The organism is Streptomyces sp. NPDC000941, from assembly GCF_053599555.1.
The window spans coordinates 21,016-45,909 of the sequence record NZ_JBSFMM010000081.1; the positions used below are offsets into that span (position 1 = coordinate 21,016).

The following is a 24,894-nucleotide window of genomic DNA, read 5'->3' on the forward strand; positions in this document are numbered from 1 at the left end:
ACCCCCGCGCCATCTCCAACTCCATGAACAGCGAGAGCGACCATGAACGGATCTACTGCCCATGACCAGTGTTGACAGCGACACCGTGCGCGTAGTCAGAGACCTCCCGGTGGCCGAGCGGCGGGACGACGCCTGGCGGATGCTGATGGCCCGCCCGGAGCCGGCGCCCATGGACGACGGCCTCGCGGTGACCAGCCTCGCCGCCGTCAAGGCGGTGCTCAAGGAGCCGAACCGGTTCTCCGCCAAGAAGGCCTTCGACGCCGTGGAGACCGGCTATCCCCTCATCCCCCTCGCCTTCGACCCGCCCGAGCAGACCCACTACCGGCGGATCCTGCAGCCCTTCTTCGGCCCGCGCCGGATCCGGGCCCTGGAGGAGTCGCTGCGCGCCCAGGCCATCGACCTCGTGGAGGCCGTGAAGCCCCGTGGCGGCTGCGACTTCGTCGCCGATATCGCCGTCCCCTTCCCGGCGCAGGCGCTGCTCTCCCTGCTGGGGTTACCGCTCGACGACCGCGACCGCTTCATCGAGTCGAAGAACGCCGCCCTCGAACTCACCGCCGACGCCGTCGGCGAGCTGGCCCTCACCGACGAGGAGCGCGCCGCCAGGGTGGAACAGACCATGGCCCTGGGCAACTATCTGGGGGAGCTGATACAGACCCGCCGCGCCCGGCCCGGCGACGACATCCTCAGCGAGATCCTGGCCATCGACGGCGACGACCACCTCTCCGACACGGAAGCCATGGGGGTCTGCCTCATGCTCGTGCTCGCCGGGCTTGAGACCGTCACCGACGCGCTCAGTCTCGCGATGGAACGGCTGGCCACCCACCCCGAGCGGCGCCGGGAGCTGGCCGAGGACCCCTCCCTCGTCCCGGCCGCCGTGGAGGAACTGCTGCGGCTCGACCCACCGGCCCCGTTCCTGCCCCGGGTCACCACCGAGGACGTCGAGATCGCGGGCTGCCCCGTCCCGGCCGGGACCCTGGTCAACACCCATCTGACCACGGCCAACCGGGACGAGACCTGCTGGCCGCGCCCCCATGACATCGACTTCCACCGCCCGGACAATCCGCACACCAGCTTCGGCGTCGGCGTGCACCGCTGCCTGGGTACGCATCTGGCACGTCTGGAGATGCAGCTCCTCTTCGAGGAGTGGCACCGCCGGATTCCGGAGTACGCCATCGCCGAGGGCACCTCGCCCCGGGCCAGGCTGGTACGCGCCAACATCGGGATGGAGTCGCTGCGGCTGACACTCCCGTGACGACCCCGACGGCGTGACCGCAGCGTCGCAAAGGCCGCTCCCGACTTCCGGGAGCGGCCTTCCTCGTGGCGTCCCGGCCGAGATGGCGGCGCCGCGCGGCAGGGCGCTGTCAGTCGAGGATCGCGGTGGCTTCGATTTCGACGAGATGGTCGGGTACGTCCAGTGCCGCAACGCCCAGCAGCGTGGCCGGCGGGGTCGGGGTGACCCCCAGCTTCGCGGCCGCCCGGGAGATCCCCTCCAGGAGCGCGGGCATCTTGTCGGGCGTCCAGTCGACGACGTGGACGGTCAGCTTCGCCACATCGTCGAAGGAGCCGCCGACCCCCGCGAGGGCGGTGCCGATGTTGAGGTAGCACTGTTCGACCTGCGCGGTGAGGTCGCCCTCGCCGACCGTGTTCCCCTCGGCGTCCCAGGCGACCTGCCCGGCGATGAAGACCAGCTTCGACCCGGATGCGATCGACACCTGCCGGTAGACATCGATCTTGGGCAATCCGTCGGGGTTCACCAGAGTGATGGCCATGCTGCCAGTCTCCTTGCGTGCTCTCTTGTGGTTACTCGGGAACTTTAGGAGAGTGGCCGCTGACATGGAAGAACGCACTTTTCGGTGACTGAGGAACCTTATGGTGACCGAGGCGCCCCCGGGGGCGGCTCTAGCTGAGCTCGACGAGCAGGTCACCGCCCTCGACCTGCTGGACCCGGCTGATCGCGAGACGGGACACCTTCCCCGCCTTGGGGGCGGTGATGGTGGCCTCCATCTTCATCGCCTCGATGGTGGCCACGGTGGCACCGGCCTCGACCGTGTCCCCTTCGGCGACCGTGAGCGTGACGACGCCGGCGAAGGGGGCCGCGACATGGCCGGGGTTTGCCTTGTCGGCCTTCTGCGTCGCCGGGATGTCGGACGCCACGGAGGTGTCCCGTACCTGGATCGGCCGCAGTTGGCCGTTGAGCGAGGACATCACGGTACGCATCCCGCGTTCGTCGGCCTCGCCGATCGCTTCGAGCTCGATGAGCAGCCGGACACCGGGCTCGAGGTCCACCGCGTACTCCTTGCCCGGGCGCAGCCCGTAGAAGAAGTCCTTGCTGGCCAGCAGGCTGGTGTCGCCGTAGTTCTGGCGGTGGGTGGCGAAGTCCTTGGTCGGCCCGGGGAACAGCAGCCGGTTCAGCGTCGCGCGCCGGTCCTTCTCCAGCAGTGCACGGTCCTCGGCGGACAGCCCGGGGGTCGGCTTGGGGTTCGGGCGGCCCAGCAGCGCCTTGGTGCGGAACGGCTCCGGCCAGCCGCCGGGCGGGGTGCCGAGATCGCCGCGGAGAAAGCCGATGACCGAGTCGGGGATGTCGTACTTGTTCGGCTCGGCCTCGAAGTCCTCCGGCGCCACGCCGGCCCCGACCAGGTGCAGTGCCAGGTCGCCGACCACCTTCGACGAGGGGGTGACCTTCACCAGGCGGCCGAGCATCCGGTCGGCGGCGGCGTACACCGCCTCGACCTCCTCGAAGCGGTCGCCGAGGCCGAGCGCGATGGCCTGGGTGCGCAGATTGGACAGCTGTCCGCCGGGGATCTCGTGGTGGTAGACGCGTCCGGTCGGCGAGGCCAGACCGGCCTCGAACGGGGCGTAGACGGCGCGTACGGTCTCCCAGTACGGCTCCAGGTCGCCGACGGCCTGGAGGTCAAGACCGGTGGGCCGGTCGGAGTGGTCGGTGGCGGCCACGATCGCCGACAGTGACGGCTGGCTGGTGGTGCCCGCCATGGAGGCCACCGCCCCGTCCACCGCGTCCGCACCGGCCTGGATCGCCGCGAGATAGGTGGCGAGCTGGCCGCCGGCGGTGTCGTGGGTGTGCAGATGCACCGGCAGGTCGAACTCCCGGCGCAGCGCGGACACCAGCCTGGCCGCGGCCGGGGCGCGCAGCAGCCCGGCCATGTCCTTGACAGCCAGGATGTGCGCGCCGGCGGCCACGATCTGCTCGGCCAGCCTCAGGTAGTAGTCGAGGGTGTACAGCTTCTCCGACGGGTCGGAGAGATCGGCGGTGTAGCACAGCGCGACCTCGGCGATCGCGGTGCCGGTGTTCCGTACGGCGTCGATGGCGGGGCGCATCTGCCCGACGTCGTTGAGGGCGTCGAAGATCCGGAAGATGTCGATACCGGTGTTCGTGGCCTCTTCGACGAAGGCGTCGGTCACCTCGGTCGGGTACGGGGTGTAGCCGACGGTGTTACGGCCGCGCAGCAGCATCTGCAGGCAGATGTTCGGAACCGCCTCGCGCAGCTGGGCCAGGCGCTCCCAGGGGTCCTCGGCGAGGAAGCGGAGTGCGACGTCGTAGGTGGCGCCGCCCCAGCACTCCAGGGACAGCAGCTGCGGCAGCGTCCGTGCCACCACCGGGGCCACCGCGAGCAGGTCCTTCGTCCGTACGCGGGTGGCCAGCAGCGACTGATGGGCGTCACGGAAGGTGGTGTCGGTCACCCCGATGGTCGGCGAGTCGCGCAGCCACCGCGCGAAGCCGTCGGGACCGAGTTCGGTGAGCCTCTGCCGGGAGCCGGCAGGCGGTTCGGTGGCAGCCGGTTCGGCGGCGGCGGGGGTCAGCGGCAGTTTGGTGGTCGGGTCGAGCAGCGCCGGCCGCTCGCCGTGGGGCCTGTTCACCGTGACGTCGGCGAGGTAGGTGAGCAGCTTCGTACCGCGGTCGGCGGAGTGCCGTGCGGTCAGCAGATGCGGGCGCTGCTCGATGAACGACGTCGTGACCCGCCCGGCCCTGAAGTCCGGATCGTCCAGTACGGCCTGGAGGAACGGGATGTTCGTGGCCACCCCGCGGATGCGGAACTCGGCCACGGCACGCCGGGCGCGGCCGACCGCGGTGTCGAAGTCCCGGCCCCGGCAGGTCAGCTTGACCAGCATCGAGTCGAAGTGCGCGCTGATCTCCGTACCGGCGTGGGCGGTGCCGCCGTCCAGGCGGATGCCCGAGCCGCCCGGCGAGCGGTACGCGCTGATCATGCCGGTGTCCGGGCGGAAACCGTTGGCCGGATCCTCGGTGGTGATCCGGCACTGCAACGCGGCACCGCGCAGCGTGACGGTCTCCTGCGAAAGACCGAGATCGGCCAGCGTCTGACCGGAGGCGATCCTCAGCTGTGCCTGCACCAGGTCGACGTCGGTGACCTCCTCGGTCACCGTGTGCTCGACCTGGATCCGCGGGTTCATCTCGATGAACACATGGTTCCCGGCACGGTCGAGCAGGAACTCCACCGTGCCCGCGTTGCGGTAGCCGATCTGCCGGGCGAACTTCACCGCGTCGTCGCAGATCCGCGTCCGGAGCTCCGGGTCGAGATTGGGCGCGGGCGCCAGCTCGATCACCTTCTGGTGCCGACGCTGCACCGAACAGTCACGCTCGAAGAGGTGCATGACGTTGCCCTGCGCGTCGGCGAGGATCTGCACCTCGATATGGCGGGGCTCGACGACGGCCTTCTCCAGGAAGACGGTCGGGTCGCCGAACGCGGAGGCGGCCTCGCGGGATGCCGCCTCGATGGACTCGCGCAGCGCCCTCCGGTCCTCGACCCGTCGCATACCGCGTCCGCCACCGCCGGCCACGGCCTTGACGAACACCGGGAAGCCGAGCTCCTCCGCCGCCTGGACCAGTTCGTCCACATCGGTGGAGGGCTGTGAGGAGCCGAGCACCGGGACACCGGCCGCCCGGGCCGCGGCCACCGCCCGCGCCTTGTTCCCGGTCAGCTCCAGGATCTGCGCGTCAGGGCCGACGAACGTGATGCCCGCCTCCTCGCACGCACGCGCGAGGGCGGGGTTCTCGGACAGGAATCCGTACCCGGGGTAGACCGCGTCCGCGCCCGCCGCTCGCGCCGCGCGGACGATCTCCTCCACGGACAGATAGGCCCGTACCGGATGCCCCGGTTCACCGATCTCGTACGCCTCATCGGCCTTCAGCCGGTGCAACGAGTTGCGGTCTTCGTGCGGGAACACGGCGACGGTTTTCGCGCCCAGCTCATAGCCGGCTCGGAACGCCCGAATCGCGATTTCACCACGGTTGGCAACGAGGATCTTCCGGAACATCGCTGTCCCCCCTTGTTCGGTCGGGCCGTCGATCGGCTCTTCATCGCACCCTGGAAGCCATGTGAACGTTAGTGGCACCAGGTGCCAATGAAAAGGGAGGCGGTGCGCTCGATTGCGGGGAATATGCGTTACAGAGGCGACGAAATCGGTCGTAATCGGGGCGCGCCGACGGGCCTGAATCGACCGCCATTCGCCCCGCATGTGGCACCCGGTGCCGCCAGAGGTGCTCCCCTGGGTACTCGCCGCTAGCTCTGGGAAGCGCGAGTGTCCCGCGGTTCCGAAGGGGAGAGCAGGTAGGAGTGGAGCTGATCGAGCAGTTCGGCGATGCCCTCCTGGTCGGCCCGGTAGCGGACCAGCTTGCCGGTACGCGTCGACTGGAGCAGACCTCCGCGGCGGAGGACGGCAAGGTGCTCGGAGGTGGTCGACGGGCCGAGTCCGGCACGCTCGGCCACCTCGCCGACCGTCAGCTCCTCCCCGTCCGCGAAGTGCGAATAGAGCTTCTGGCGCGTCGTGCTGGCCAGTGCCTTGAGAAAGACCTGAAGGTCGTCGTCCGGTATGGCGGCCTCGGGGCGCACCGCCTGTGCCGTACCCGAGTCCGCTCGTGGCGACGGCCGGTCGTCGGCCACCTGGGGAAGCTCGTCCAGGGATCGGTATCGGCGGGGAGCGCGGAGCGCGCGGTGCAGGTCGAACTCGGTCGGCGGGATGTCCAGGGCCGTGCAGACCTCGCGGACGACGGCCCGTTCGCTGTCGTCGAAGTAGCCGTCGGCGCAGCCGATGACGATGCCGATCTGGATGACGGCTCGTGCCTCCGCGGGCTTCCTCCGCGTCTTGCCGATCTCCTTCATGGCGCTCACCTTGCCGAGGGGGAAGTCCTCGGTGAGCTTGTCGAGGTGTTCCTCGAAGCGGTGGTGCAGATCGTCCGGCGGGAAGTGCTGGAGCACGTCGTTGGTGGTGATGAGCTGGGCGACGCGTTGTCGCTCGGACGGGTCGATCGTGCCGTCCGCCGCCGCCACCAGGGCGCACATCGCCATGCTCGCGTCCCGGAATGCCCCGCTCTGCAACTCGTTCTTCTTCGCCGTGAGCTGGGCCTGCATCATCTGGGCCGAGTCCTTGATGCGGTCCCACAGCGCCATCCGTATCTCCTTGCCAGTACTTCCGCCAGATGAGGAAGAAACAGAATCTACAGGTATGTAGAGAGCTACCGGAAAGGAAGCCGTAGCGGAGGGTGAGTCGATCGTAGCCGGATGTCCAGGGCGGCCGGGGGAGGGGGCGTAGCGGGGGTGCGCGTACGCCCCCTCCGGTTCCTGGTTACTCCTTGGGTCACGCGGTCACGCGGTCATGTCGGCGTTGTCGTCGACGTTGCCGTCGGGGCCGCCGATGACGGTGTGGCCCTGGGTCGGCTCAGTCGTCCTCTTCCTCGTCCTCGAAGGCATCGCCGATCTCGTCCACGACCTCGGCGGCCACGATTCCGCCGACGACACCGACCGCGACCCCGGCCGCGACGCCCGCGACCACCGCGCCGGTGCTCGGCCCTGAGCGGTGCTGCCCGTCGTGTCCGTGGCCGTCGTGGCCGTCGTGGCCGTCGTGGCCGTCGTGGTGGGCGTAACCCTGCCCGTAGGGGGTGCCGTACTGGCCATGCGATGCGTGGCTGTCGACCAGCTGCCGGACCCAGGCGTCGACCTCCGCGTTCCAGTCGCGGTGCTCGACCCCGTCGTGGCTGACGGTGAAGCGGTTGAGGGCGTCGTGGCCGCCGGAGAAGAGCCCGCCGCGCTTGTCGGCCTCCAGGACCACCTCCATACCGCCGGGGTGGGCGAGGAAGGTGACCTCGATCTCGTTGACCGCGTGCGCGTACTGCGGGGCGGGGGCGAGCTCGATCTCCTGGTAGAACGGCAGCGTCTGGCCGGTGCCGCCGATGTGGCCCAGCTCCAGATCGGCCGACTTGAAGCCGAAGCCGAGCTGCCCGAACGCCTCCAGGACGGCTTCCTGTGCGGGCAGTGGGCCCACGGTCAGCTGGTCCAGGTCGCCCTTGTCCTTGGCGCCCTTCACCTCGAGCTCGGTGCGCACCCCCATGATGATGCCCAGCGGCTGCCCGTACAGCTCGGTGACGGGGGTCTCCCACGGGATGTGGACGGAGAACGGCACACTACGGTGCTCGCCCTCGGCGAGCCGGAACCCGCCGCCGACCGTGAAACGGTCGAAGACGACGACGCCCTCGTGCTCCCCGTCCTCGTGCTCGGCCTCGACCCGGGCCACCAGTTCCAGGGTGATCTGCTCGATCTCGAAGTCCGAGGATCCGCCCTTGAGATGGACCTGCCCGCTCAGTGGACCACCGGGACGCACCGGCCCGCCCTCCAGGACCGTGTCCACGGTGGGGCCACCGACACCGAGCGAGCCGAGCAGTCGCTTGAACACCATCGCGGCGTTCACTCCTTCATACATGTGGGGTTCTGATCTACACGCATGTAGAAGCATAGACCGACCTGGCGGGTGGTCAGGTCGCCTCCAGGGCTGCCAGTTCGGTGCGCAAACGTGGCTTCGCCATCAACGACCAGAAGACCGAGGCCGGACTCACCGCGGTCGCCGTCGAGATCCGGGACACCGTCGCCGGTCAGGGAAAGGTCAGGGTCTGAGCGAGCAGCGTCACGAGGACGAGCACCGTGGGAAACAGTGCGAGGAACATGGCGAAGGTGTAGCCCATGATGTCGCGCGCCTTCAGGCCGAGGATGGCGAGGGTGGGAAGCATCCAGAACGGCTGGAGCAGATTGGCGCTGGCCTCGCCGAGGTCGTACACCACGACCATCCACCCCTGGTTCACATGGAGTTCGTTGGCCGCCCCGAGGACGTACGGCGCCTCGACCACCCACTTGCCACCGCCACTGGGTACGAACACCCCGAGCACACAGCTGTAGACGCCGATGAGGGCCGGGTAGAGGTATTCGTTCGACACCGACACCAGCCAGTCGGCGATGGTCTGGTGCAGTCCGGTGAAGGCGATCATCCCGAAGATGCCGCCGTACAAGGGGAACTGCAGCAACACGCCAGAGGCGGCAGGCGCTCCCTCCCGGAAGGCGCGGGCGAGGTGTACGGGCCGCCAGTGCAGGATGAGGGCCAGCAGGATCAGAATCAGGTTGACGGTGTTCAGATCGAGCGCGTTGAGCGCATTGCCCTTGGCCTGGGTGAAGTGGCGGACCAGATACCACAGGCCCAGTACGAAGAGCGCGATCGTGAAGGTCGGGCTGTACTCGACCCACTCGCCGGGGCGGCTGCGCCGGGAGTCCGGGCTCTTCGTACGGAGCGCGGGACCGAGATCGATACCAAGGCGCTCCGCGGTCATCGCACGCTCCGGTGACGGGGCCAGGAACCACGCCATGGTGACCGCGACCACGAAGACGACCAACGTGGCCACGATGCCCTGCCAGAGGAAGATGGTGTCGGTCAGCGGAATGACCCCGCTGCCGCCACGCCCCTCGGCGATGATCTTCTGCACGGCGGCGGGGCTGGACACCGCGCTGGCCACCTGCAGCGCGGCCGATCCCGACAGGCCCTGGGCCCATACGGTGCCAAGACCGAGGAAGGCCATGGCCCCGATGGCGCGGTAGTCGACTCCGGGCAGTCGGCGGGCGATCTCCTTGGCGAGGATGGCGGTGAAGACGAGGCTGAAGGCCCAGTTCACATACGAGGTGGCCATGGCGACTGCGGCGGTGAACGGGATGGCGCCGCGCGGGGTTTTGGGCACGGCGGCGAGCCGGGCGATCAGGCGGGCGACCGGCGGCGAGACCGCGACCGCGTAGCCCGCGATGACGATGATCGCCATCTGCAGGGTGAACTCGATAAGTGACCAGAAACCCTTGCCCCATGCGTCCACGAGGCCGAAGCCGCTGGTCGCTTCCGGGTCGCTCGGCTTGCCCAGCAGACTCTCCCCGGAGGCGAGCCCCAGGGCGAGGACCACGAAGGTGCCGATCAGGACGAAGCCGAGGGCATCGGGCAGCCACTTCTCGGAGAAGCGGGTGAACCGCAACGCCAGCCGGGCAAGCCAGGTTTCCTCACGGCTCGCCTCTGCTTCCGACGTCTTGAGGGGGTTCGTGGGCATACGCATCTCCTGATCGCGGGGCAGGGTGCGCAAGATCCTCATGGGGAGCCGGTGAACGAGGCAATGGGGAGATCGCACACCGGTTGCCGCCACACCATGTGGAGCCTCCCTATCGATCACCGGCAATGACGGATAGAAAAACTCGTACTAGACAGGACTGGACATGTATGGCTAGCTTCCAGACATGCCTAAACAGGTCCTCAAGCATCAGCGCATCGCCCGCGTTCTGGCCCGTGAGATCCACAGCGGCGTTCTGGAACCGGGCAGCAGGCTGCCCGGCGAACACGCGCTCACCCGGCGCTTCGCGGTCAGCCGGACCACGGTCCGCCAGGCGTTGGACGAGCTCAGCAAACAAGGGCTGATCTCCACGCACGCGGGCGTCGGCTCGTTCGTCGCCTTCGACGGCAGCCTGCTGGACAACAGCTTGGGATGGACCAGGGCCCTGGCCGACCAGGGCGCCCGGATCACCACGGAGGTGCTCCGTCTCGAAGCGGTGCGCGATGCCGGACTGGCGGCGGACCTGGGGCTGGAGAGCAGCGAGTTCATGGCGCTCGACCGGCTGCGCGTGCTGCCCGAGGGCACTCCTGTCTCGCTGGAGCGCAGCAGGGTTCCGCTGGTCCCGACGCTGGGCGACGTCCCGGTCCGCGGGCTTCTCGACGACTCGCTGACCAAGACCCTGGCCGCGGCCGGACTGCAAGCCACGCATGGCGACGAGTGGGCGTCCGTGAGGCCACTGGCCGCCGAAGAGGCGACACTGCTCCGCCGCCCGGAGGGAGAGGTCTGGCTCAACACCCGCCGGGTCAGCCGCGGAGCGGACGGCCGGATCGTCGAGCAGGTGACCAGCCTGCTTGACCCCGGCCGCTTCCAACTGCACCTCGGCTTCGGCGAACCGCCCCAGTGAGCCGGCCCGTGCCCCATGGCGCGCCCGACGTACCTCCGCACACCGACAGAAAGCCCCGCATGAACCACCAGCACGACCGCGCGCTCGGCGCCCTGTACGGCCTGGCCATGGGCGACGCCCTGGGCATGCCCACCCAGATCATGTCCCGGCGGTCGATCACCGCCCGGTTCGGCACCGTCACCGGCTTTGAAGCCGGTCCGGCGGACAACCCGGTGAGCGCCGGAATGCCCGCCGGGTCGGTTACGGACGACACCGACCAGGCCCTCATCGTCGGCCGGCTGCTGACCGAGGACGGCGGGCGCGTCGACCCGCGGCGGCTCGCGCATGAACTCCTGGAGTGGGAGCGTGCCATGAAGGCCAAGGGCTCCTTCGATCTGCTCGGCCCCTCCACCAAGGCCGCCCTGGAGGCCGTGTCCCGCGGCGTACCGCCGGAGGAGGCCGGTAAGTCCGGGGCCACCAACGGCGCGGCCATGCGGATCACCCCGGTCGGCGTCGCCTTCCCCGCCACCCCGCTGGAGCCCTTCATCGACCGGGTGGCGGCGGCCTGCCAGGTCACCCATGACACCGGCATCGGCATCGCCTCCGCGGCCGCCGTGGCGGCGGCCGTCAGCCGGGGCATCGACGGCGGAGACCTGGAGGACGCCTTCGCCGCGGCGATCACGGCGGCCGAGGCCGGCGCCGAGCGCGGCCACTGGGTCGCCGGTGCCGATATCGCCGCCCGTATCCGCTGGGCCGTGGACCTGGTCCGCGGTCTGCCCGAGGACCAGGCCCTGGACCGCGTCTGCGACCTGGTCGGCACCAGCGTCGCCAGCCAGGAGTCGGTCCCCGCGGCCTTCGCCGTACTGGCCCTCGCCGAGGGCTCCCCCTGGCGGGCGTGTCTGCTGGCGGCCAACCTCGGCGGCGACTGCGACACCATCGGCGCCATCGCGGGCGCCATCGCCGGAGCCATCAGCGGGGCCTCGGGACTGCCCGCCGATGCCCTCGCCACCCTGCGCTCGGTCAACGGCCTCGACCTGGAACCGCTGGCCACCGCCCTGCTCGCGCTGCGCGCCGGCCCGGCCTGACCCCGTACAGAAAGACAGGTACCACCATGGCGGCTTCTGAGAACGACCGCGTCGGCTCCGTGGAGACCCGTGGCATCGAGCCGGTTCCGGACACCGAGCGCCACGGCCACGCCGGACAGATGTTCTGGACCTGGTTCGCCGCGAACATCAGCATCCTCGGCCTGCCGCTCGGCGCGGCTCTGGTCAGCTTCCGCGGTCTGAACATCTGGCAGGCGGCCGTCGTGGCCGTGCTCGGGTCCTTCGGCTCCTTCGCCCTGGTGGGCGCGCTCAGCATCGCCGGCAAGCGAGGCGGGGCGCCCGCCCTCACGCTGTCCCGGGCGGTGTTCGGGGTCCGTGGCAACGCGGGCCCCACGCTGGTCACCTGGATGAGCCGGCTCGGCTGGGAGACCATCAACACCACCACGGCCGCCTTCGCCCTGCTGGCGCTGCTCGACGTCGCCTTCGGCATCCGGCGGAACACCGTGCTCACCGTGGTCTGTCTGCTGGTCTTCATCGGCTGCACCCTGCTGATCAGCGGCCTCGGACACGCCACCATCATGTGGATCAACAGATGGGCCAGCTATGTCTTCGGCCTGCTCAACCTGGTGGTGATCGGTTTTCTCGCGGCCACCGTGGACTGGGGCAAGGTGGGCCACGCGCCGGCCGGTCCGGTGAGCGCGATGGTCGTGGGCGTCGGCATGATCGCCGCCGGGACCGGGATCGGCTGGGCCAACACCGGCGCCGACTACGCCCGTTATCTGCCCCGGCGGATCCCCGGCGGGCGGCTCGTGGCCGCGTCCGCGTTCGGCGCCGGTATTCCGCTGGTCGTGCTGATCTCGCTGGGCTCACTGCTCGCGGCGGGTGAGCCGGACCTCGCGTCCGCCTCCGATCCGGTCTCGGCCATCAACGCGATGCTGCCCACCTGGATGTCCATCCCGTATCTGATCGCCGCCTTCGGCGGGCTGCTGCTCTCCAACCACCTGTCCGTCTACTCGGCCGGACTCACCATGATCACCCTGGGCATACGGGTCCGGCGCACCCTCGCCGTCGGCCTGGACGTGATCGTCACCTTCGCGGGCGGGATCTACTTCATCCTGATCGCCAAGGACTTCTACGGCCCGTTCATCACCTTCCTCACCCTTCTCGCCGTGCCGATCAACGCCTGGGTGGGCGTCTTCGCCGTTGACCTCATCGTCCGCCGGTCGTATGACAGCGCGGCCCTGATGGACGTCGGGCGCTCCAGCCGCTACTGGTTCCGGGGCGGGGTCGCCTGGGCCGCGATGATCGCCTGGGCGATGGCCATCGTGGTGGGCCTGCTGTTCACGGAGGCGAGCACCGGCCCGACCGACGTGTGGTTCTCCGGGCCGCTCGCACACAGCTGGATCGGCTCCAACGGGCTCGGGTGGGTTGTGACACTGACCCTCTCGGCCGGCGTCTACGCGCTGCTGCGCAGGCTGGACGGCACCGTCCGCCAAGAGGCCGCCGGACAGCGTCCCCAGCAGCAGGTCCTGTCCGCCCCGGCCACGCGGGAGCTCTCATGAACGGGCTGGTGAACCCCAGCGCCCGGGACGGCGTCCCCGGCGAGCCCACGGGCGGCCGGCTGGTCCTGGTCGGCAACGCCATCGTCGACCTGGTGATGCGCGTGCCCGCACTGCCCGAACGCGGCGGCGACACCGTGTCCCAGGACACCAACCTCACCACGGGCGGCGGATTCAACGTCCTCACCGCCGCCCGCCGGCTGGGCCTGCCGACCCTGTACGCGGGCGCCCACGGCACCGGGCCGTTCGGCGACCGGGTGCGGGCGGACCTCGCCAGGGCGGGCATCGAGATGGTGCTGGACCGGGTCGCGGAGGCGGACACCGGATTCTGCGTCGCCTTCGTCGACGACGGAGGCGAGCGCACCTTCGCCACCAGCCTCGGCGCGGAGGCCCGGCTGACAGAGGCCGACGCCACGGCCGTGCTCGCCGCGCTGCGCCCCGGCGACATGGTGCAGATCTCGGGATACGGGCTCGCCTACCCGGTCAACGGCCCGATCCTGGCGTCGCTGGTCGCGCGGCTGCCGGAGCACACCCGGGTCTGCCTCGACCCGGGCCCCCTGGTCGACCAGATTCCGCAGGAGGTGCTGGCACCCGTCCTGGCGCGCTGCGACTGGGTCAGCTGCAACCAGCGTGAGGGAAGGCTGCTGACCGGTCTGGCCGACGCGCGCGGGGGCGCGGCCGCGCTCGCCGCCCGGGTCGGCCCCCGTACCGGGGTGCTGCTGCGGGCCGACGCGGCCGGCTGCTGGCTGGTCCCGCCGGGCGGCGAGCCGCTGCACCTCCCCGGCCGCCGCGTGACCGCGGTCGACAGCAACGGCGCGGGCGACGCCCATACGGGAGCCTTCCTGGCCTTCCTCGGCCATGGGCTCGACCCGATCGCCGCCGCACAGGGCGCGAACGCCGCGGCCGCCTTCGCGGTCACCCGGCACGGCCCCGCCACCGGACCGACCGTCGACGAGCTCTTCGACTTCCTCGACGGCGATCCGCCCGCCGCGCTGCTGTCCTCGGCGCTCCGGCGGTAACGCGGCGCTCCGGCGGTAGCGCGGCGTCCTTCTGGAAGCGGTGCCTCAGGCCGCGGCCGTCATCGGGCGACCGCGGTAGGCGAAAGCGTTCCAGAGCTGGACGAGCAGGCGCATGAGCAGCGCCTCGAGTACGGCGACCGCGGCCTTGGTGAGGAGGGTGGTGAACAACTGCGGCATGACAGCCGCCTTTCTTGTGCATGCTTCACTTACCGCTCCTTTGTGCGGTGCCGGAGCTTCGTACGGATGGAGTGCAAGGGACCGTCAGGTGAACCGTCGGTGTCATTCCGGCGTCCGTGTCGGAGCGCATACGAGCGGTGAGGAAGTGCCACGCGGCGGGCAGTACGACGGGGCCCGCCGCCGCTGCCAGCCCGATCGTCCAGCCGACCGGGCCCAGGGGCCGGCTGCCGAAGAAGTGGCTGAGGCCGGGGAGCGCGACCACCAGGCCGAGGGCCACGAGGGATCCGACGGCGGCGAGGGCGACCACGGGATCACGGCCCGCGTCGGCGAGGGTCTGCAGCAGCTGGGAGGCGACGAGCGCGACCAGGGAGACGGTGTCGGCGCGGGCCCTGGTGCCGGTCGCCCGGGCGACGGCCCATGCGCAGCCCGCCGCGAGCGCCGTGAGGGTGGCGCGCAGGCGGATGTGGCGGGTGAGGGCTCGGCCCAGGGACACCTCGGGCCCTTCCGCGAGCAGTTTCTCTGCCCTGCCCGCCGGAGGACGGGCGGCGATGGCCATGGCCGGCAGCATGTCCGTGAGGAGATTGACGAGGAGCAACTGGCGTGCGTTGAGCGCGCTTCGTCCGGTGAACATGGAGGTCGTCAGGACGAAGGCGATCTCCCCGAGGTTGCCGCCGAGCAGGATGCCCAGCGCCTTGCGGACCGAGGCCCACATGGCGCGGCCCTCCACGATGGCATCGACGACGGTCTCGATGCGGTCGTCGGTGACCACCACATCGGCGGCGGTGCGCGCCGCCGGGGTCGCCCGGGAGCCGATGGCGATGCCGACGTCGGCGAGCCGGATGGCGGGGGCGTCGTTGGCGCCGTCGCCGGTCACGGCCACCACCCGGCCGACCGAGCGCAGCGTGGTGACGATGCGCACCTTGTGGGCGGGGGTGACCCGGGCGAAGACCGAGATCCGGGGCAACGCCTCGGCGAGGGCGGCGTCGTCCAGCGCGTCCATCTCCACTCCGGTCATCATCCGCAGCCCCTCGTCCGGCTGCAGCTCACCGGCGATCGCGGCGGCGGTGCTCGGGTGGTCCCCGGTCAGCATGACGACCCGTACGCCGGCCCGGGTCAGCCGGCGGACGCTCTCGGCGGCGGTGGCCCGTACCGGGTCCGCAAGACCCAGCAGGCCCAGCAGCCGCAGCCCCTTGACGTCCGTGTCGTCGAGGGCCGGGGGAGTGTCGGCGACGGTGTCCGGGCCGATGCGTTCGGCGACCACCAGCACCCGCAGGCCGCGCCGCGCCAGGCGGTCGATGTCCCGGTCGACCGCCTCCCGCAGCCTCGCGGTGAACGGCATGGTGGTGTCGTTGCGCCTGACCTGTACGCAACGGGTCAGGACGACCTCGGGCGCGCCCTTGACCACCAGCCGCGTACGGCCCTCGGCCCGGCCGAGTACGGCGTGATATCCGCGCCCCGGTTCGAACGGCAGCTCCGCCAGCCGCTGCCAGCCGTCCGCCGCCTCCCGCCCCTCCGGGGCCGGGGCGGCGCCGACCCGCTCGGCCCCCGAGGCGATGGCACGGTCCGTGGGGTGGGTGAGCGCCGACGTCGGGCCGACGGGCCCCGCGAGGGCCGCGGTGGCGACGATCCGCCGCAGCCGCGGGGTGAGCGCGTCGAGCGTGCGCCGCTCAAGGCCGTCGGACACCTGCTGGAGGCTGATTCTGCCTTCGGTGAGCGTGCCGGTCTTGTCGAAGCACAGCACATCGGTGCGGCCGAGCGCTTCGATGGTGGGGGCGCTGCGCACCAGGGTGTTACGGGTGGACAGCCGGCGGGCCGCGGCCAGTTCCGCGACGGTGGCGACGAAGGGCAGACCTTCGGGTACGGCGGCGACGCACAGGCTGACCGCCGAGCCCAGGGCCGCGCCCAGCGGCCGCCTGCGGGTGAGGTCGGCGAGGAACAGCGTGACACCCGAGGCGATGGACAGGGGCAGGAACCAGTGGCCCAGAGTGTTCAGGCGGTGTTCCACACCGCTTTCCGGGAGCGCGCCCGCCGGGGCGGCCTGAGCGGCACTGCCGGCTTCGGTGGCGGTTCCGGTGGCGACGACGACGGCGAGCGCGCTGCCCGCCGCCACCGTCGTGCCCTGGTACAGCATGGAGTGCCGGTCCGCGACCGCCCTCGCCGCGGTCGGGGCGGGCGACTTCAGCACGAGCTGTGATTCGCCGGTGAGGCTCGATTCGTCCACCTCCAGGCCCGTCGCCTCGAGCACCCGGCAGTCGGCCGGGACCGCGTCACCGGCGCGCAGCTCGATGACATCGCCGCTCACCAGGTGGTCGGCGGACGTCTCGGCGAGGCCGGCCCGGCCCGCCCTGCGCAGCCGGGCCCGGGCCGAGGTCGCCTCGACAAGCCGCTCCGCCGCGCGGTCGGCGCCCAGCCGCTGGGCTCCGCCCACCAGCGCGTCGACGGCGAGCACGACACCGATGAGCACCGCGTCCAGTACGGAGCCGAGCGCCGCCGAGATGCCGCCGCCGATCGCGAGGACGGGCGTGAGCGGATTGGCCAGCTCCTCGGCGACCCTCCCGACCAGGGTGACGGCCGCGGTCGGCCGCTCGTGCCCGTCGAACCGACGGCGCCGCCCGGCCTCGGCCTCGTCGAGCCCCCGGGACGATGTGCCGAGCCGGGCGATCACCTGACGTACCGTCATGGCATGCCAGGGCGTCCGCTCGACCGCGGCGGGGGCGGGATGGCTGCGCAGCGCCCATCCCGCCCAGACACCCGTCCCGATCCCGGCGATGGCCGTACCGTCGCTCACGACACGGGCCCGCGCCCAGGCGCCACGCCGAGGAAGGGCCAGGGCCAACGTCGCACCCGCGAGGGCGCCGACCGCTTCGATACGGACACACAGCCGACTCAGCCTGCGGGCGTCCGGAACAGCGGTCAGCAGCAGATGTGCCACATCGGGCGGCGCGGCGACATCCGCGTCCCACGCCACCCGGCGCAGACCACCGGACACCCCGATGCCCAGATCGGCCTGGGCCAGGGCGCGTCCGGTACGGGTGGCGACCACGGCGACACCGCGGCCCTCGCCCTGGAGGGAGCGGACCAGAGCGGCCGTACGGGTGCCGCCGGTGGGCACGGCCTCGTCCAGTCCGAAGCGGCGGTGCAGGCCGGGCGGACCGCCCGCGAGCACCACCCGGCCGCATTCGCGCGCCGCCCGCACCAGATGCTCGGCGAGCGGCTGCAACTGCGGCACCAGGCCCGCGACCGCGACGAGGCGGCCGTCCCGGACGACCTGCAGCACCCGCGCGCCCTGCTCGGCCCACCCCTCGGCCAGGGCGACCGCCTCCCCGGGCAGCTCCGCTTCCGCCTGCCCAGGCGGCTCCGCTTCCGCGTCCTGGCGCTCGGTGAGCGGCCGCAGGGCCCAGCCACCCTGTTCCAGGGGCTGCGCCGGGTCGGTGCCGTCGATCAGCTCGTGGATCACGGCGTGGATCTCATCGAGGTCAGGACCCACGGTCGCGGTCCCGCCGGGCGCCAGGGGCGCCACCGTGCCGACCGTCCATGTACCGGTGGCCAGCACACGCGCGTCGAGGACGACCGTATCGATACGGTCGAGCCGGCGCAGCGCCTCCGGGCGCAGCACGAGGGCTCCCCGGTCGGAGGCGCACTGTCCCACCGTGGCGGCGAAGGTCTCAAGGCCGGACCAGGCGGCTCTCGGGATCCCCGCGATCATCGAGGCCAGCGCCCGGTCACGGCTGCGGCTCAGGGCTCCCGTGACGCCGTAACCCGCCACCGCCGCCGGGACGGCCGCATGCGCATACCGTCCGGCCGGCCCCTGCGGCAGCGGCGTCGGCCGCTCATGGGCCGGAGCGGCGTCGTGGCGGTACGCCCCGTCGCGCCCGCCCAGCCGCAGCGCCCAGTCCTGCCACGCCTGGCGCCGGGCCTTCGCCTCCGTGTACCGGACGGCGGCCAGCAGACCGGATACGACGGGGCCCAGCGGGCGGAACGTCAGCGTCGTGGTGATCAGGTTCGCGGTCGCCCAGCCGACATCGGCAGCCGCCGCGCCCAGCTTGCGGGCGGCGGCGTCATGCAGCCGAGGAGTGGCCTCCGTGAGCTCGAGCAGGGCCGGAACGGCCGGTGGCAGACCCGGGATCCTGGCGATCCGCCCCACCACCGCCACGCCGAAGGCCACCAGACTCCCGGCGACCTGGACCGCGGCACCGACCTGCGCCTCGGGGCCACCGGGGAAACCGACCGCGCGCGGGATCCGCACCCTGTCGGCGCCGGCCTTGCCCCCGCCCTCCCCGCGGGCCGTCTCCCGGGCGGCGGCCTCGGCCTCCGCCTCGGCTTCCGTGACGAGGCGGACGGCGGATTCCAGGTCGCTTCCGTCCAGATCGCTTCCGCCCGGTTCGCTTCCGTCCGGTTCGCAGCCGACGAACACGCAGCCGAGCGTCCCGTTCACCTCCGCCCGGCCCACTCCGCGCACCTCACCCAGCCGGGCCTCCAGCCCACGCGCGAACTCGGCTGCTCCGGGCCGCCGCACGTACCGGACCTCGATCTGCACCCCGCCAGGAACCTGCCACATACGACGCGTCCGCGGCGTCAGCATCCGCCCGAGTGCCGAGAGCACTACGGGAGTTGCCGTCACCGCCCCCGCGGCACTCCGGACGGCCCCGGAAAGCAGGCTCACGATCACATGGCCTCCACCACTGGTGGCCACTGACACGGCACCGTCCCGACGGGCGGCGCCCTTCATTCCCTCAGTATGTGCACATCCCCGCTGCACCGTCCTGCCGGAGCCCCGGCGGCCGCTCGGATCAGTTGGCGGGGCCTTTCAGCATGCGGCGTACCCTGCGCTCCACGAGGACCGGAATGAACGCGCGCACCGGCCGGTCGCGCAATGCAGCGTACGCCGTGGCCACGGCGGTATCGATCTCCTGCGGAGCACACCTGCCCGCGTATACGGCCTTCAGCCGTTCGGCGACCATCAGGACGGCATCGCGCTCCGTTTCCCCGGGAGCGTTGTGTCCATGCATGGGCGTCACCAACCAGGAGGGGCCCAACAGCGCCGCGCGCTGCCTACGTTCCCATGTTCACCCGCGGGCTGGATCGTCACCAGCGGTCGACAAGTGGGTCGGCGGCCGGCGCCCCTACAAGCGCACCATTCCGGTAGGAACCCTTCCGCGTCGTCCGCGGTTCCTAGTGGGCGAGGGGGCAGAGAGACATGGGGGATTCTGTTGAGCAATGACGCACTTGCGCACCCTGACCGCATCAGAGCGAGCCACTGGATGGCCGTGTTGGCGCGGCAATTCCCCGAGCTGCGGGCGGAGCTGGCACCCTCCCCGCACCGCCCCGGGCTCGGGCGGCGGCGCGGGGGCGCCGACCGGCACGGACCCTCGGCGCCGTTGCGCATGCGGGTCTGCGACACCGTACGGGACATCACCGACGGTGTGGTGGAGCTCGAGGAGGCCGTCCACGACCGGCTGGGGCTGCCGCCCGCCGGCAAGGGATCGGTCGAGGTCAGGCTGGGCCGCCTCGTGGGGCTGCTGGACCGGGTCGAGACCGACCCGGTGCTGATGCGGCATCTGCTGGACGAGGTCGGCGGAATGGCGCGACGCTGCTCCGACGCGCTCGGGGACGCCGAGCCCGTGGTGCGGCTGCGCGGCAGATGTCCGCTGTGCGCGTCGGTCTCGCTGCGGGCCTTTCCGCTGCGCGGGGCGGTGCTGTGCATCAACCCCGGCTGCCGGTGTCCGCAACCGGACTGCGGCTGCCACGAGGACCGGACACATCGGCACTCCTGGCCGGAGGCCGAATGGGGAGAGCTCATCGGGCGGGGCGGGATGGCCCTGGAGGAGATCACCGCCGCCCTGGACGGCCGGTCCACCGCCGGGGCGGTGGGCCGATGAGGACCGCTCGGGCGCCCGAGGAGGCACTGGTGACCGCCGACCTGGCCGCCCTGGAGGTGGGTGTCACCCCGGCCACCATCCGTAAGTGGGTGCAGCTGGAACGGCTGCGGCCCGCGGGTCGCCAGGGCAAGGCGTTCCTCTACCGGCTGGAGGATGTGTTCGCGGCCGAGCGTGCCGCCCGGCGACGCATGTGACCTGCGGGCCCCTTGGTCATATAGCGATAAGTGACGACAAGTGGTTGTGCGTGGGCCCGAGTTGCGTCACACTTGGCGACAGCGGCGGAGCTGTGCCCATGGAAACGGGCCACGGTCCCGCCGCTTTTCGCTGTGCGCAGCCCCTGACAACAGCAAGGAGTGCGCGCATGACCGAGCCCTTGGTGATCTTTCCTGATGTCGAACGCCTCGTCGTCGAGCATCTGAAGAACCGCCCAGAACTGGCCGGGGTCCTGGTGGACAACCGGACCCCGCCCGACTTCGACGGGACCCAGAAGGCCGTTCTGGTCTCCCGCGCGGGCGGCGTCTGGGTGGAGGACATCCACCTGGACCAGCCGCTGGTCGACCTCGAGGTGTACGGCCCCGACAAACCCACCGCCCACACCGTGGCCACGGCCGCCCGTACGGCGCTGTTCACCGTACGCGGCACCACGTTCGGCACCGCCTTTGTCACCGACATCACCGAGGTGGACGGCCCCCGCTGGCTGCCCGACCACCTCCACGCCGCGGCCAGCCGCTATCTGTCCACGGCCCGGCTCTCCATCCGCCCGGCGTAGCCGCCCGCTTGCCGCTCATCCACATCTCGTCACAAGGAGCCACGCATGCCCGGAATGAACCCCAACGAGATCCGTGTAGCGGGGACCGGCCGCATCCTGACCGCCCCGCTCGGAACCACCGTCCCGGCCGACGTGTCCACGGCGTGGGCGGCGGCCTGGAAGGACCTCGGGTACACCAGCACCGACGGCATCAAGTTCAACAAGAAGGACAAGATCGACCCGGTGGACACCTGGCAGTCGGTCAGCCCGGCCCGCTTCGTCTACTCCGACCGCGACCTGACGGTGAAGTTCCAGCTGCTCCAGCTCAACGAGGACACCCTGCCGTTCTTCTTCGGCGGCGACGCGGTGACGGAGACCGCGGCCGGCTCCAAGGTGTACCGCTACGAACTCGACGCCGAGCCGAAGAAGGACGAGCGGATGCTCGGCGTGGAGTTCGCGGACGGCGATGTCATCAAGTACCGCTTCATCATCCGCAGGGGCCAGGTCACCGAGACCGAAGAACTCCAGCTCACCCGCACGGCCGCGGTCCGCCTCGGCGTCACTTTCACCGCGCTGTCCGTGGACAACGACACCCCGCTGGCCACCTGGCTGATGAACGACCCGGCCTTCGCCGGGTCCTGACCCCACCACCGTTACAGCGAAGGAGCCGCCGTCCATGCCCCCGTTCAATGTCAACGCCGCTCGCGCCCAGCGCCTGGAAGCCCTGGGCCAGACCTGGGACTTCGAGGTCGACGGGGAGACGTTCTCCCTGCCCACCGAGATCCCCCGCCGCTCTGCGCACGCCCTCGCCGAGCTCAAGGACAACGACCTGGACGGGCTGCTCGCCCTGCTCATGGGCGAGGAGAGCTACAAGCGGCTGTGCGAACACGAGGTGAGCGTGCAGGACATCGCCGCGATCCTCGAGGCGTACGGCCAGGACACCGGGCTCGGCGTGGGGGAAGGCTGAGCCTCGGCGCGCTCGTGGAGGAGCACGCCGAGGCGCTGGAGGCCGATCTGCTGCGGTACTACGGCGTCGATCTGCTCGACTGGCACCGGGAGACGCTGTCCTCGCGGCGGCTGTCGGTCCTGGTCCGCCATCTGCCGCCGGACTCGGCGTTCGTCCGGGCCCGGGAGGGCGAGGCCGCGGAGTGGCGGCTGACGGACCATCTGCTGGCGGCGGTGGTCGACCACCTCGCGATCGCCAACTGGATGTACGCGTCGGTCAACCGCGACGAGTACGCGGACCCGCCGGAGGCGCCGGTGCCGGTGCCCCGGCCGGGCGCGGAGGCCGCGGAAGCGTCGGGCGGGCAGCCAGACGACCCGGGGCCGACCGCGTCGGAGCTGGCGCGATTCTTCGGCTGACCTGCGGGAGGGACGATGGGCGACACCGTGCGGGACCTGCTCGGATCGGTCCAGGACCTGCGGAAGACCCTGGACAAGAAGCTCAAGGAGTGGAATGTCGAACACGCCTGGGTGAAGCAGGCGATCACCGGCTTGAACTCCGAGGCCAACGCCCTGAAGGCAGAGGTCACCGGTATCACCACGGCCGCCAAGTGGGGATCCGCCGAAGTCACCGGCGCCTCCGCAGGCTTCAAGCTGTTCAACGCCGAGAAGACGCTGTTCGACATGCAGGAGATGCGCGACAAGGCCCGCGGTCTGGACCCGGAATCGCTCAAGGCGTCCATCAAGGCCGTGGAGCAGCGGGTGGCGGCGACGCGTACCTCTCTCGCCCGTACGATCCTCCGCGTCCGGGGGGAACTGACCGCCCTCAAGTCGTCGACCGAGACGGCCGTCGCCGGTGCGAAACACGCCGCCGAACGAGCCGCCGGCCAGGCCGAGGCCGCCGAGGAGAAGGCGGACCACGCCGAGGCGCAGGCTCGGCGTGCGCTGGGACAACAGCGCAGCGCCGCGACGGCGGCAGGCAGACCGACCGGCCGGGAGCGAACCGTGGACGTGCGCAACATCCGCGAGGCCGAGCAGGCCATCCGCGCCCTGGAAGGACGAATCAACCGACTCGTACAGGCTCTGGAGTGACAGGGCCGGAAGGGTGACCGATGTCGCTCGTGCAAGCGCTCAACAGATCCCTCTCCGGCTTCCGCGGCCTGCGCAGCACCGTGAGCCAGACGGACGCCGGCGTCTCCAAGTTCGCCCGGACCGCGACCCAGGCCGGCAGCGCCGTCGGCCGCGTCAAGGGCGATGTCGACAAGTCCGCCAACTCCATGCGCACCCTGCAGCGAGAAGCCAACGCCGCCGAGCGCAGCGTCGCCAAGAGCGGCCGTTCCATGACCACCGCGGGCCGCAGCGCGGCGACCGGTGGCGGGCTGATGGGGCGGATGAAGACAGGGCTCCAGGGGGTGACCACGGCCCAGAAGGGCCTGAACACCGCCATGAAGTCGAATGTCTTCGGGGCCATCATGGCGCTGCTGATGCCGCTGATCATGAAGCTCGTCGACATGGCCATGCAGTCCAAGACGGTCCAGCGCATCGTCCAGGCGGCCTTCAAAATCGTCGGCCAGGTCATCGGCAGCACGATGCGGGTGGCGAAACAGGTGGTGCAGGCGACCTGGAATGCCATCAAGGTGGCGTTCACGGTCGTGCTGAAGGTCATCTGGACCGTGGTGAAGACCTACTTCAACATCTACAAGACCATCATCACCACGGTCATCCACGCCATCATGGCCGTCATCCGCCCCATGCTGTCCTTCTTCTCGGAGAAGATCCCCGCCGCGTTCCGGGCCACCAGGAACGGCATCCAGCGCGCGTTCAGCGGGCTGGCGGGGATCGTACGGGGTGCGTTCAGCGCCGTGCTCGGCGCCGTGCGGGGGCCGCTGAACGGGGTGATCGGGTTGGTCAACCAGGCGATCGGGGCGCTGAACCGGGTCAAGGTTTCGGTTCCCTCGTGGGTGCCGGGGATCGGTGGCAAGTCGTTCGGGGTGAACCTGCCCACCATCCCCACACTCGCCCAGGGCGGCATCGTGCTGCCCCGCCCCGGGGGCACCCTCGCGCTGCTCGCCGAGGCCGGGCAGGCCGAGGCCGTGTTGCCGCTGAACCGGCTGAACGCGCTGCTGGCCCGTACCGGACCCGCGCCCGGGCTCGCCATGGCGGGCAAACCGGGTGGCGGGTTCGTCATCGAGCACTACTACGAGGCCCCGGGCGCCAGCGCCCGGCAGACCGCCGAGGATCTGATGTTCCTGATGAAGGCCAGGGGGTGACATGGCGAGCGAGACCATCACCGCCGCCGAGCCGGGACCGCTGATCACCGCCGATGGGCAGGTGCAGTGGGCCGGGCTGCTGATGGGCCCCGGCACCGACTACTGGATCGCCGCCGAGGGGCTGACCGGCTGGGAGGAGTTGCCCGCCCTGGACACGTCCGACGCCGACCGCCCGGTCGGCCACGGCGGTTGGCCGGGTTCGCAGTGGGCGCAGGCCCGTACGGTCACCGCGCAGGTGTGGTTCGCGCCGGACCCGGACTCCGGGCCCGAGGGCGTACGGGAGGCCCTGCGCGCGTTGCGCCTGGCCACCGCCGTACGCGACGAGGAGGAATGGCTCGCGGTGCGGCTGCACGGCGAGACGCTGGCCGTGCGCGCCCGGGTCACCCAGCGCGTCGTCCCCACCGACCGGCAGTTCGCGGCGAGCCGCCTGGCGAAGATGACGCTCCAGTGGAAGGCCAGCGATCCGCGCCGCTACGAGGCGGTGGGGCGGCGGGACACCGTCGGACTCCCGCAGCGGGAGCCGGGCCTGACCTGGCCGCTCGTATGGCCGCTTGCCTGGGGCGCGCCCGGCGCCACGGGCGACCTCACCGTGGAGAACGACGGTAGCGCCCCCGCCCATCCGGTGATCACCTTTACCGGCCCTTGCACCCGGCCGCGCCTGGCCAACCGGGCCGGCGGGGACTGGCTGGAGTACGCGATCACCCTGGCCCCGGACGATGAACTCGTCGTGGACACCGCCGAGGGGACCGTGATGTTCAACGGCACCGCGTCGCGCCGCCACACCGCCGTCCCGGGAAGCGCTCCGGAGGAGTCGTTCACCTTGCCGCCCGGCACCTCGCAGCTGTCCTTCCGGGCCGCGTCGGGAGGCGCGGGCGCCACGGCGACGATCGCCTGGCGGCGCGCGGAGTGGTGGGGGGGGGGGGGCCGCCCCCGGCCACCCGGGGGTCTTCTTTTTTGCCCCGCGCGCCGGGGGGGTGGTGGTGGTGGCCCCCCCG

General features: G+C 71.2%; 21 protein-coding genes and 2 pseudogenes. 14 read left to right on the forward strand and 9 right to left on the reverse strand.

Going from position 1 to position 24,894, the window contains the following annotated elements; all coding sequences use genetic code 11:
• Window positions 1-61 precede the first annotated feature (61 nt).
• Window positions 62-1,252, forward strand: a complete 1,191-nt coding sequence (locus tag ACWDSL_RS25255) for a cytochrome P450 (RefSeq protein WP_450489021.1) — start codon at window positions 62-64, stop codon at window positions 1,250-1,252.
• Between the two features lie 109 nt (window positions 1,253-1,361).
• Here ACWDSL_RS25255 and ACWDSL_RS25260 read toward each other — a convergent pair whose 3' ends face one another.
• The 6 genes and pseudogenes from ACWDSL_RS25260 to ACWDSL_RS25285 all read right to left on the reverse strand — a co-directional run bounded on the left by ACWDSL_RS25260 (window position 1,362) and on the right by ACWDSL_RS25285 (window position 9,382).
• Window positions 1,362-1,769: a RidA family protein gene (locus ACWDSL_RS25260; protein ID WP_450489023.1), complete on the reverse strand. Its 408-nt coding sequence runs from the start codon at window positions 1,767-1,769 to the stop codon at window positions 1,362-1,364.
• Between the two features lie 130 nt (window positions 1,770-1,899).
• On the reverse strand, window positions 1,900-5,292 hold the full coding sequence (locus ACWDSL_RS25265) for a pyruvate carboxylase (protein ID WP_450489025.1): 3,393 nt from the start codon (window positions 5,290-5,292) through the stop codon (window positions 1,900-1,902).
• Window positions 5,293-5,537: 245 nt separating this feature from the next.
• The gene (locus tag ACWDSL_RS25270; protein WP_450489058.1) at window positions 5,538-5,918 is read right to left on the reverse strand and encodes an ArsR/SmtB family transcription factor; all 381 of its coding nucleotides are present in this window, start codon (window positions 5,916-5,918) and stop codon (window positions 5,538-5,540) included.
• A gap of 54 nt (window positions 5,919-5,972) precedes the next feature.
• Window positions 5,973-6,425, reverse strand: a pseudogene (locus ACWDSL_RS25275) (tellurite resistance TerB family protein); the annotation flags it as partial.
• Between the two features lie 268 nt (window positions 6,426-6,693).
• A complete protein-coding gene (locus ACWDSL_RS25280) occupies window positions 6,694-7,707 on the reverse strand; it encodes a sporulation protein (RefSeq protein ID WP_450489027.1) in 1,014 nt (337 codons plus the stop codon).
• Window positions 7,708-7,900: 193 nt separating this feature from the next.
• Entirely contained in the window at window positions 7,901-9,382 is a 1,482-nt protein-coding gene (locus ACWDSL_RS25285) for a short-chain fatty acid transporter (RefSeq protein WP_450489029.1), read from the reverse strand.
• Window positions 9,383-9,566: 184 nt separating this feature from the next.
• On the opposite strand from ACWDSL_RS25285, the gene ACWDSL_RS25290 reads away from it, so the two are divergent.
• Genes ACWDSL_RS25290 through ACWDSL_RS25305 form a run of 4 tightly spaced genes read left to right on the forward strand, consistent with a single transcriptional unit; the run spans window position 9,567 to window position 13,883 of the window.
• On the forward strand, window positions 9,567-10,283 hold the full coding sequence (locus ACWDSL_RS25290; RefSeq protein WP_450489031.1) for a GntR family transcriptional regulator: 717 nt from the start codon (window positions 9,567-9,569) through the stop codon (window positions 10,281-10,283).
• Window positions 10,284-10,342: 59 nt separating this feature from the next.
• Window positions 10,343-11,347 carry an ADP-ribosylglycohydrolase family protein gene (locus tag ACWDSL_RS25295; RefSeq protein ID WP_450489033.1) on the forward strand — a complete coding sequence of 335 codons (1,005 nt, stop codon included), beginning with the start codon at window positions 10,343-10,345 and terminating at the stop codon, window positions 11,345-11,347.
• Window positions 11,348-11,373: 26 nt separating this feature from the next.
• Window positions 11,374-12,867 (forward strand): purine-cytosine permease family protein, encoded by a 1,494-nt coding sequence (locus tag ACWDSL_RS25300; protein ID WP_450489035.1) that lies wholly within the window; start codon window positions 11,374-11,376, stop codon window positions 12,865-12,867.
• Window positions 12,864-13,883, forward strand: coding sequence for a PfkB family carbohydrate kinase (locus ACWDSL_RS25305; RefSeq protein WP_450489037.1), 1,020 nt, complete (start codon window positions 12,864-12,866; stop codon window positions 13,881-13,883). Before ACWDSL_RS25300 ends, ACWDSL_RS25305 begins: the two co-directional genes overlap by 4 nt.
• Window positions 13,884-13,928: 45 nt before the next feature.
• Here ACWDSL_RS25305 and ACWDSL_RS25310 read toward each other — a convergent pair whose 3' ends face one another.
• From ACWDSL_RS25310 to ACWDSL_RS25320, 3 genes are all read right to left on the reverse strand, one after another.
• Window positions 13,929-14,060, reverse strand: a complete 132-nt coding sequence (locus ACWDSL_RS25310) for a hypothetical protein (protein ID WP_450489039.1) — start codon at window positions 14,058-14,060, stop codon at window positions 13,929-13,931.
• Window positions 14,061-14,085: 25 nt separating this feature from the next.
• Window positions 14,086-18,618, reverse strand: a complete 4,533-nt coding sequence (locus tag ACWDSL_RS25315; RefSeq protein ID WP_450489041.1) for an HAD-IC family P-type ATPase — start codon at window positions 18,616-18,618, stop codon at window positions 14,086-14,088.
• A gap of 232 nt (window positions 18,619-18,850) precedes the next feature.
• Window positions 18,851-19,069, reverse strand: coding sequence for a three-helix bundle dimerization domain-containing protein (locus ACWDSL_RS25320; protein WP_450489042.1), 219 nt, complete (start codon window positions 19,067-19,069; stop codon window positions 18,851-18,853).
• A gap of 252 nt (window positions 19,070-19,321) precedes the next feature.
• On the opposite strand from ACWDSL_RS25320, the gene ACWDSL_RS25325 reads away from it, so the two are divergent.
• From ACWDSL_RS25325 to ACWDSL_RS25365, 9 genes and pseudogenes are all read left to right on the forward strand, one after another.
• On the forward strand, window positions 19,322-19,939 hold the full coding sequence (locus ACWDSL_RS25325) for a hypothetical protein (protein ID WP_450489044.1): 618 nt from the start codon (window positions 19,322-19,324) through the stop codon (window positions 19,937-19,939).
• On the forward strand, window positions 19,936-20,133 hold the full coding sequence (locus ACWDSL_RS25330) for a hypothetical protein (RefSeq protein ID WP_089505642.1): 198 nt from the start codon (window positions 19,936-19,938) through the stop codon (window positions 20,131-20,133). The genes ACWDSL_RS25325 and ACWDSL_RS25330 overlap by 4 nt, the downstream gene beginning before the upstream one ends.
• Window positions 20,134-20,300: 167 nt before the next feature.
• Window positions 20,301-20,708, forward strand: coding sequence for a hypothetical protein (locus ACWDSL_RS25335; RefSeq protein WP_014172832.1), 408 nt, complete (start codon window positions 20,301-20,303; stop codon window positions 20,706-20,708).
• Window positions 20,709-20,753: 45 nt separating this feature from the next.
• On the forward strand, window positions 20,754-21,329 hold the full coding sequence (locus ACWDSL_RS25340; protein ID WP_450489046.1) for a phage tail tube protein: 576 nt from the start codon (window positions 20,754-20,756) through the stop codon (window positions 21,327-21,329).
• Window positions 21,330-21,363: 34 nt separating this feature from the next.
• On the forward strand, window positions 21,364-21,654 hold the full coding sequence (locus ACWDSL_RS25345; protein ID WP_089505644.1) for a hypothetical protein: 291 nt from the start codon (window positions 21,364-21,366) through the stop codon (window positions 21,652-21,654).
• 14 nt (window positions 21,655-21,668) lie between these two features.
• Entirely contained in the window at window positions 21,669-22,049 is a 381-nt protein-coding gene (locus ACWDSL_RS25350) for a hypothetical protein (protein ID WP_450489048.1), read from the forward strand.
• A gap of 15 nt (window positions 22,050-22,064) precedes the next feature.
• Complete coding sequence (locus ACWDSL_RS25355; RefSeq protein WP_450489050.1) at window positions 22,065-22,721, forward strand: hypothetical protein; 657 nt, start codon at window positions 22,065-22,067, stop codon at window positions 22,719-22,721.
• A gap of 20 nt (window positions 22,722-22,741) precedes the next feature.
• Window positions 22,742-23,899: a hypothetical protein gene (locus ACWDSL_RS25360; RefSeq protein WP_450489052.1), complete on the forward strand. Its 1,158-nt coding sequence runs from the start codon at window positions 22,742-22,744 to the stop codon at window positions 23,897-23,899.
• 1 nt (window position 23,900) lies between these two features.
• Window positions 23,901-24,809: pseudogene (locus ACWDSL_RS25365) on the forward strand (phage distal tail protein); the annotation flags it as partial.
• Between the last annotated feature and the right edge of the window lie 85 nt (window positions 24,810-24,894).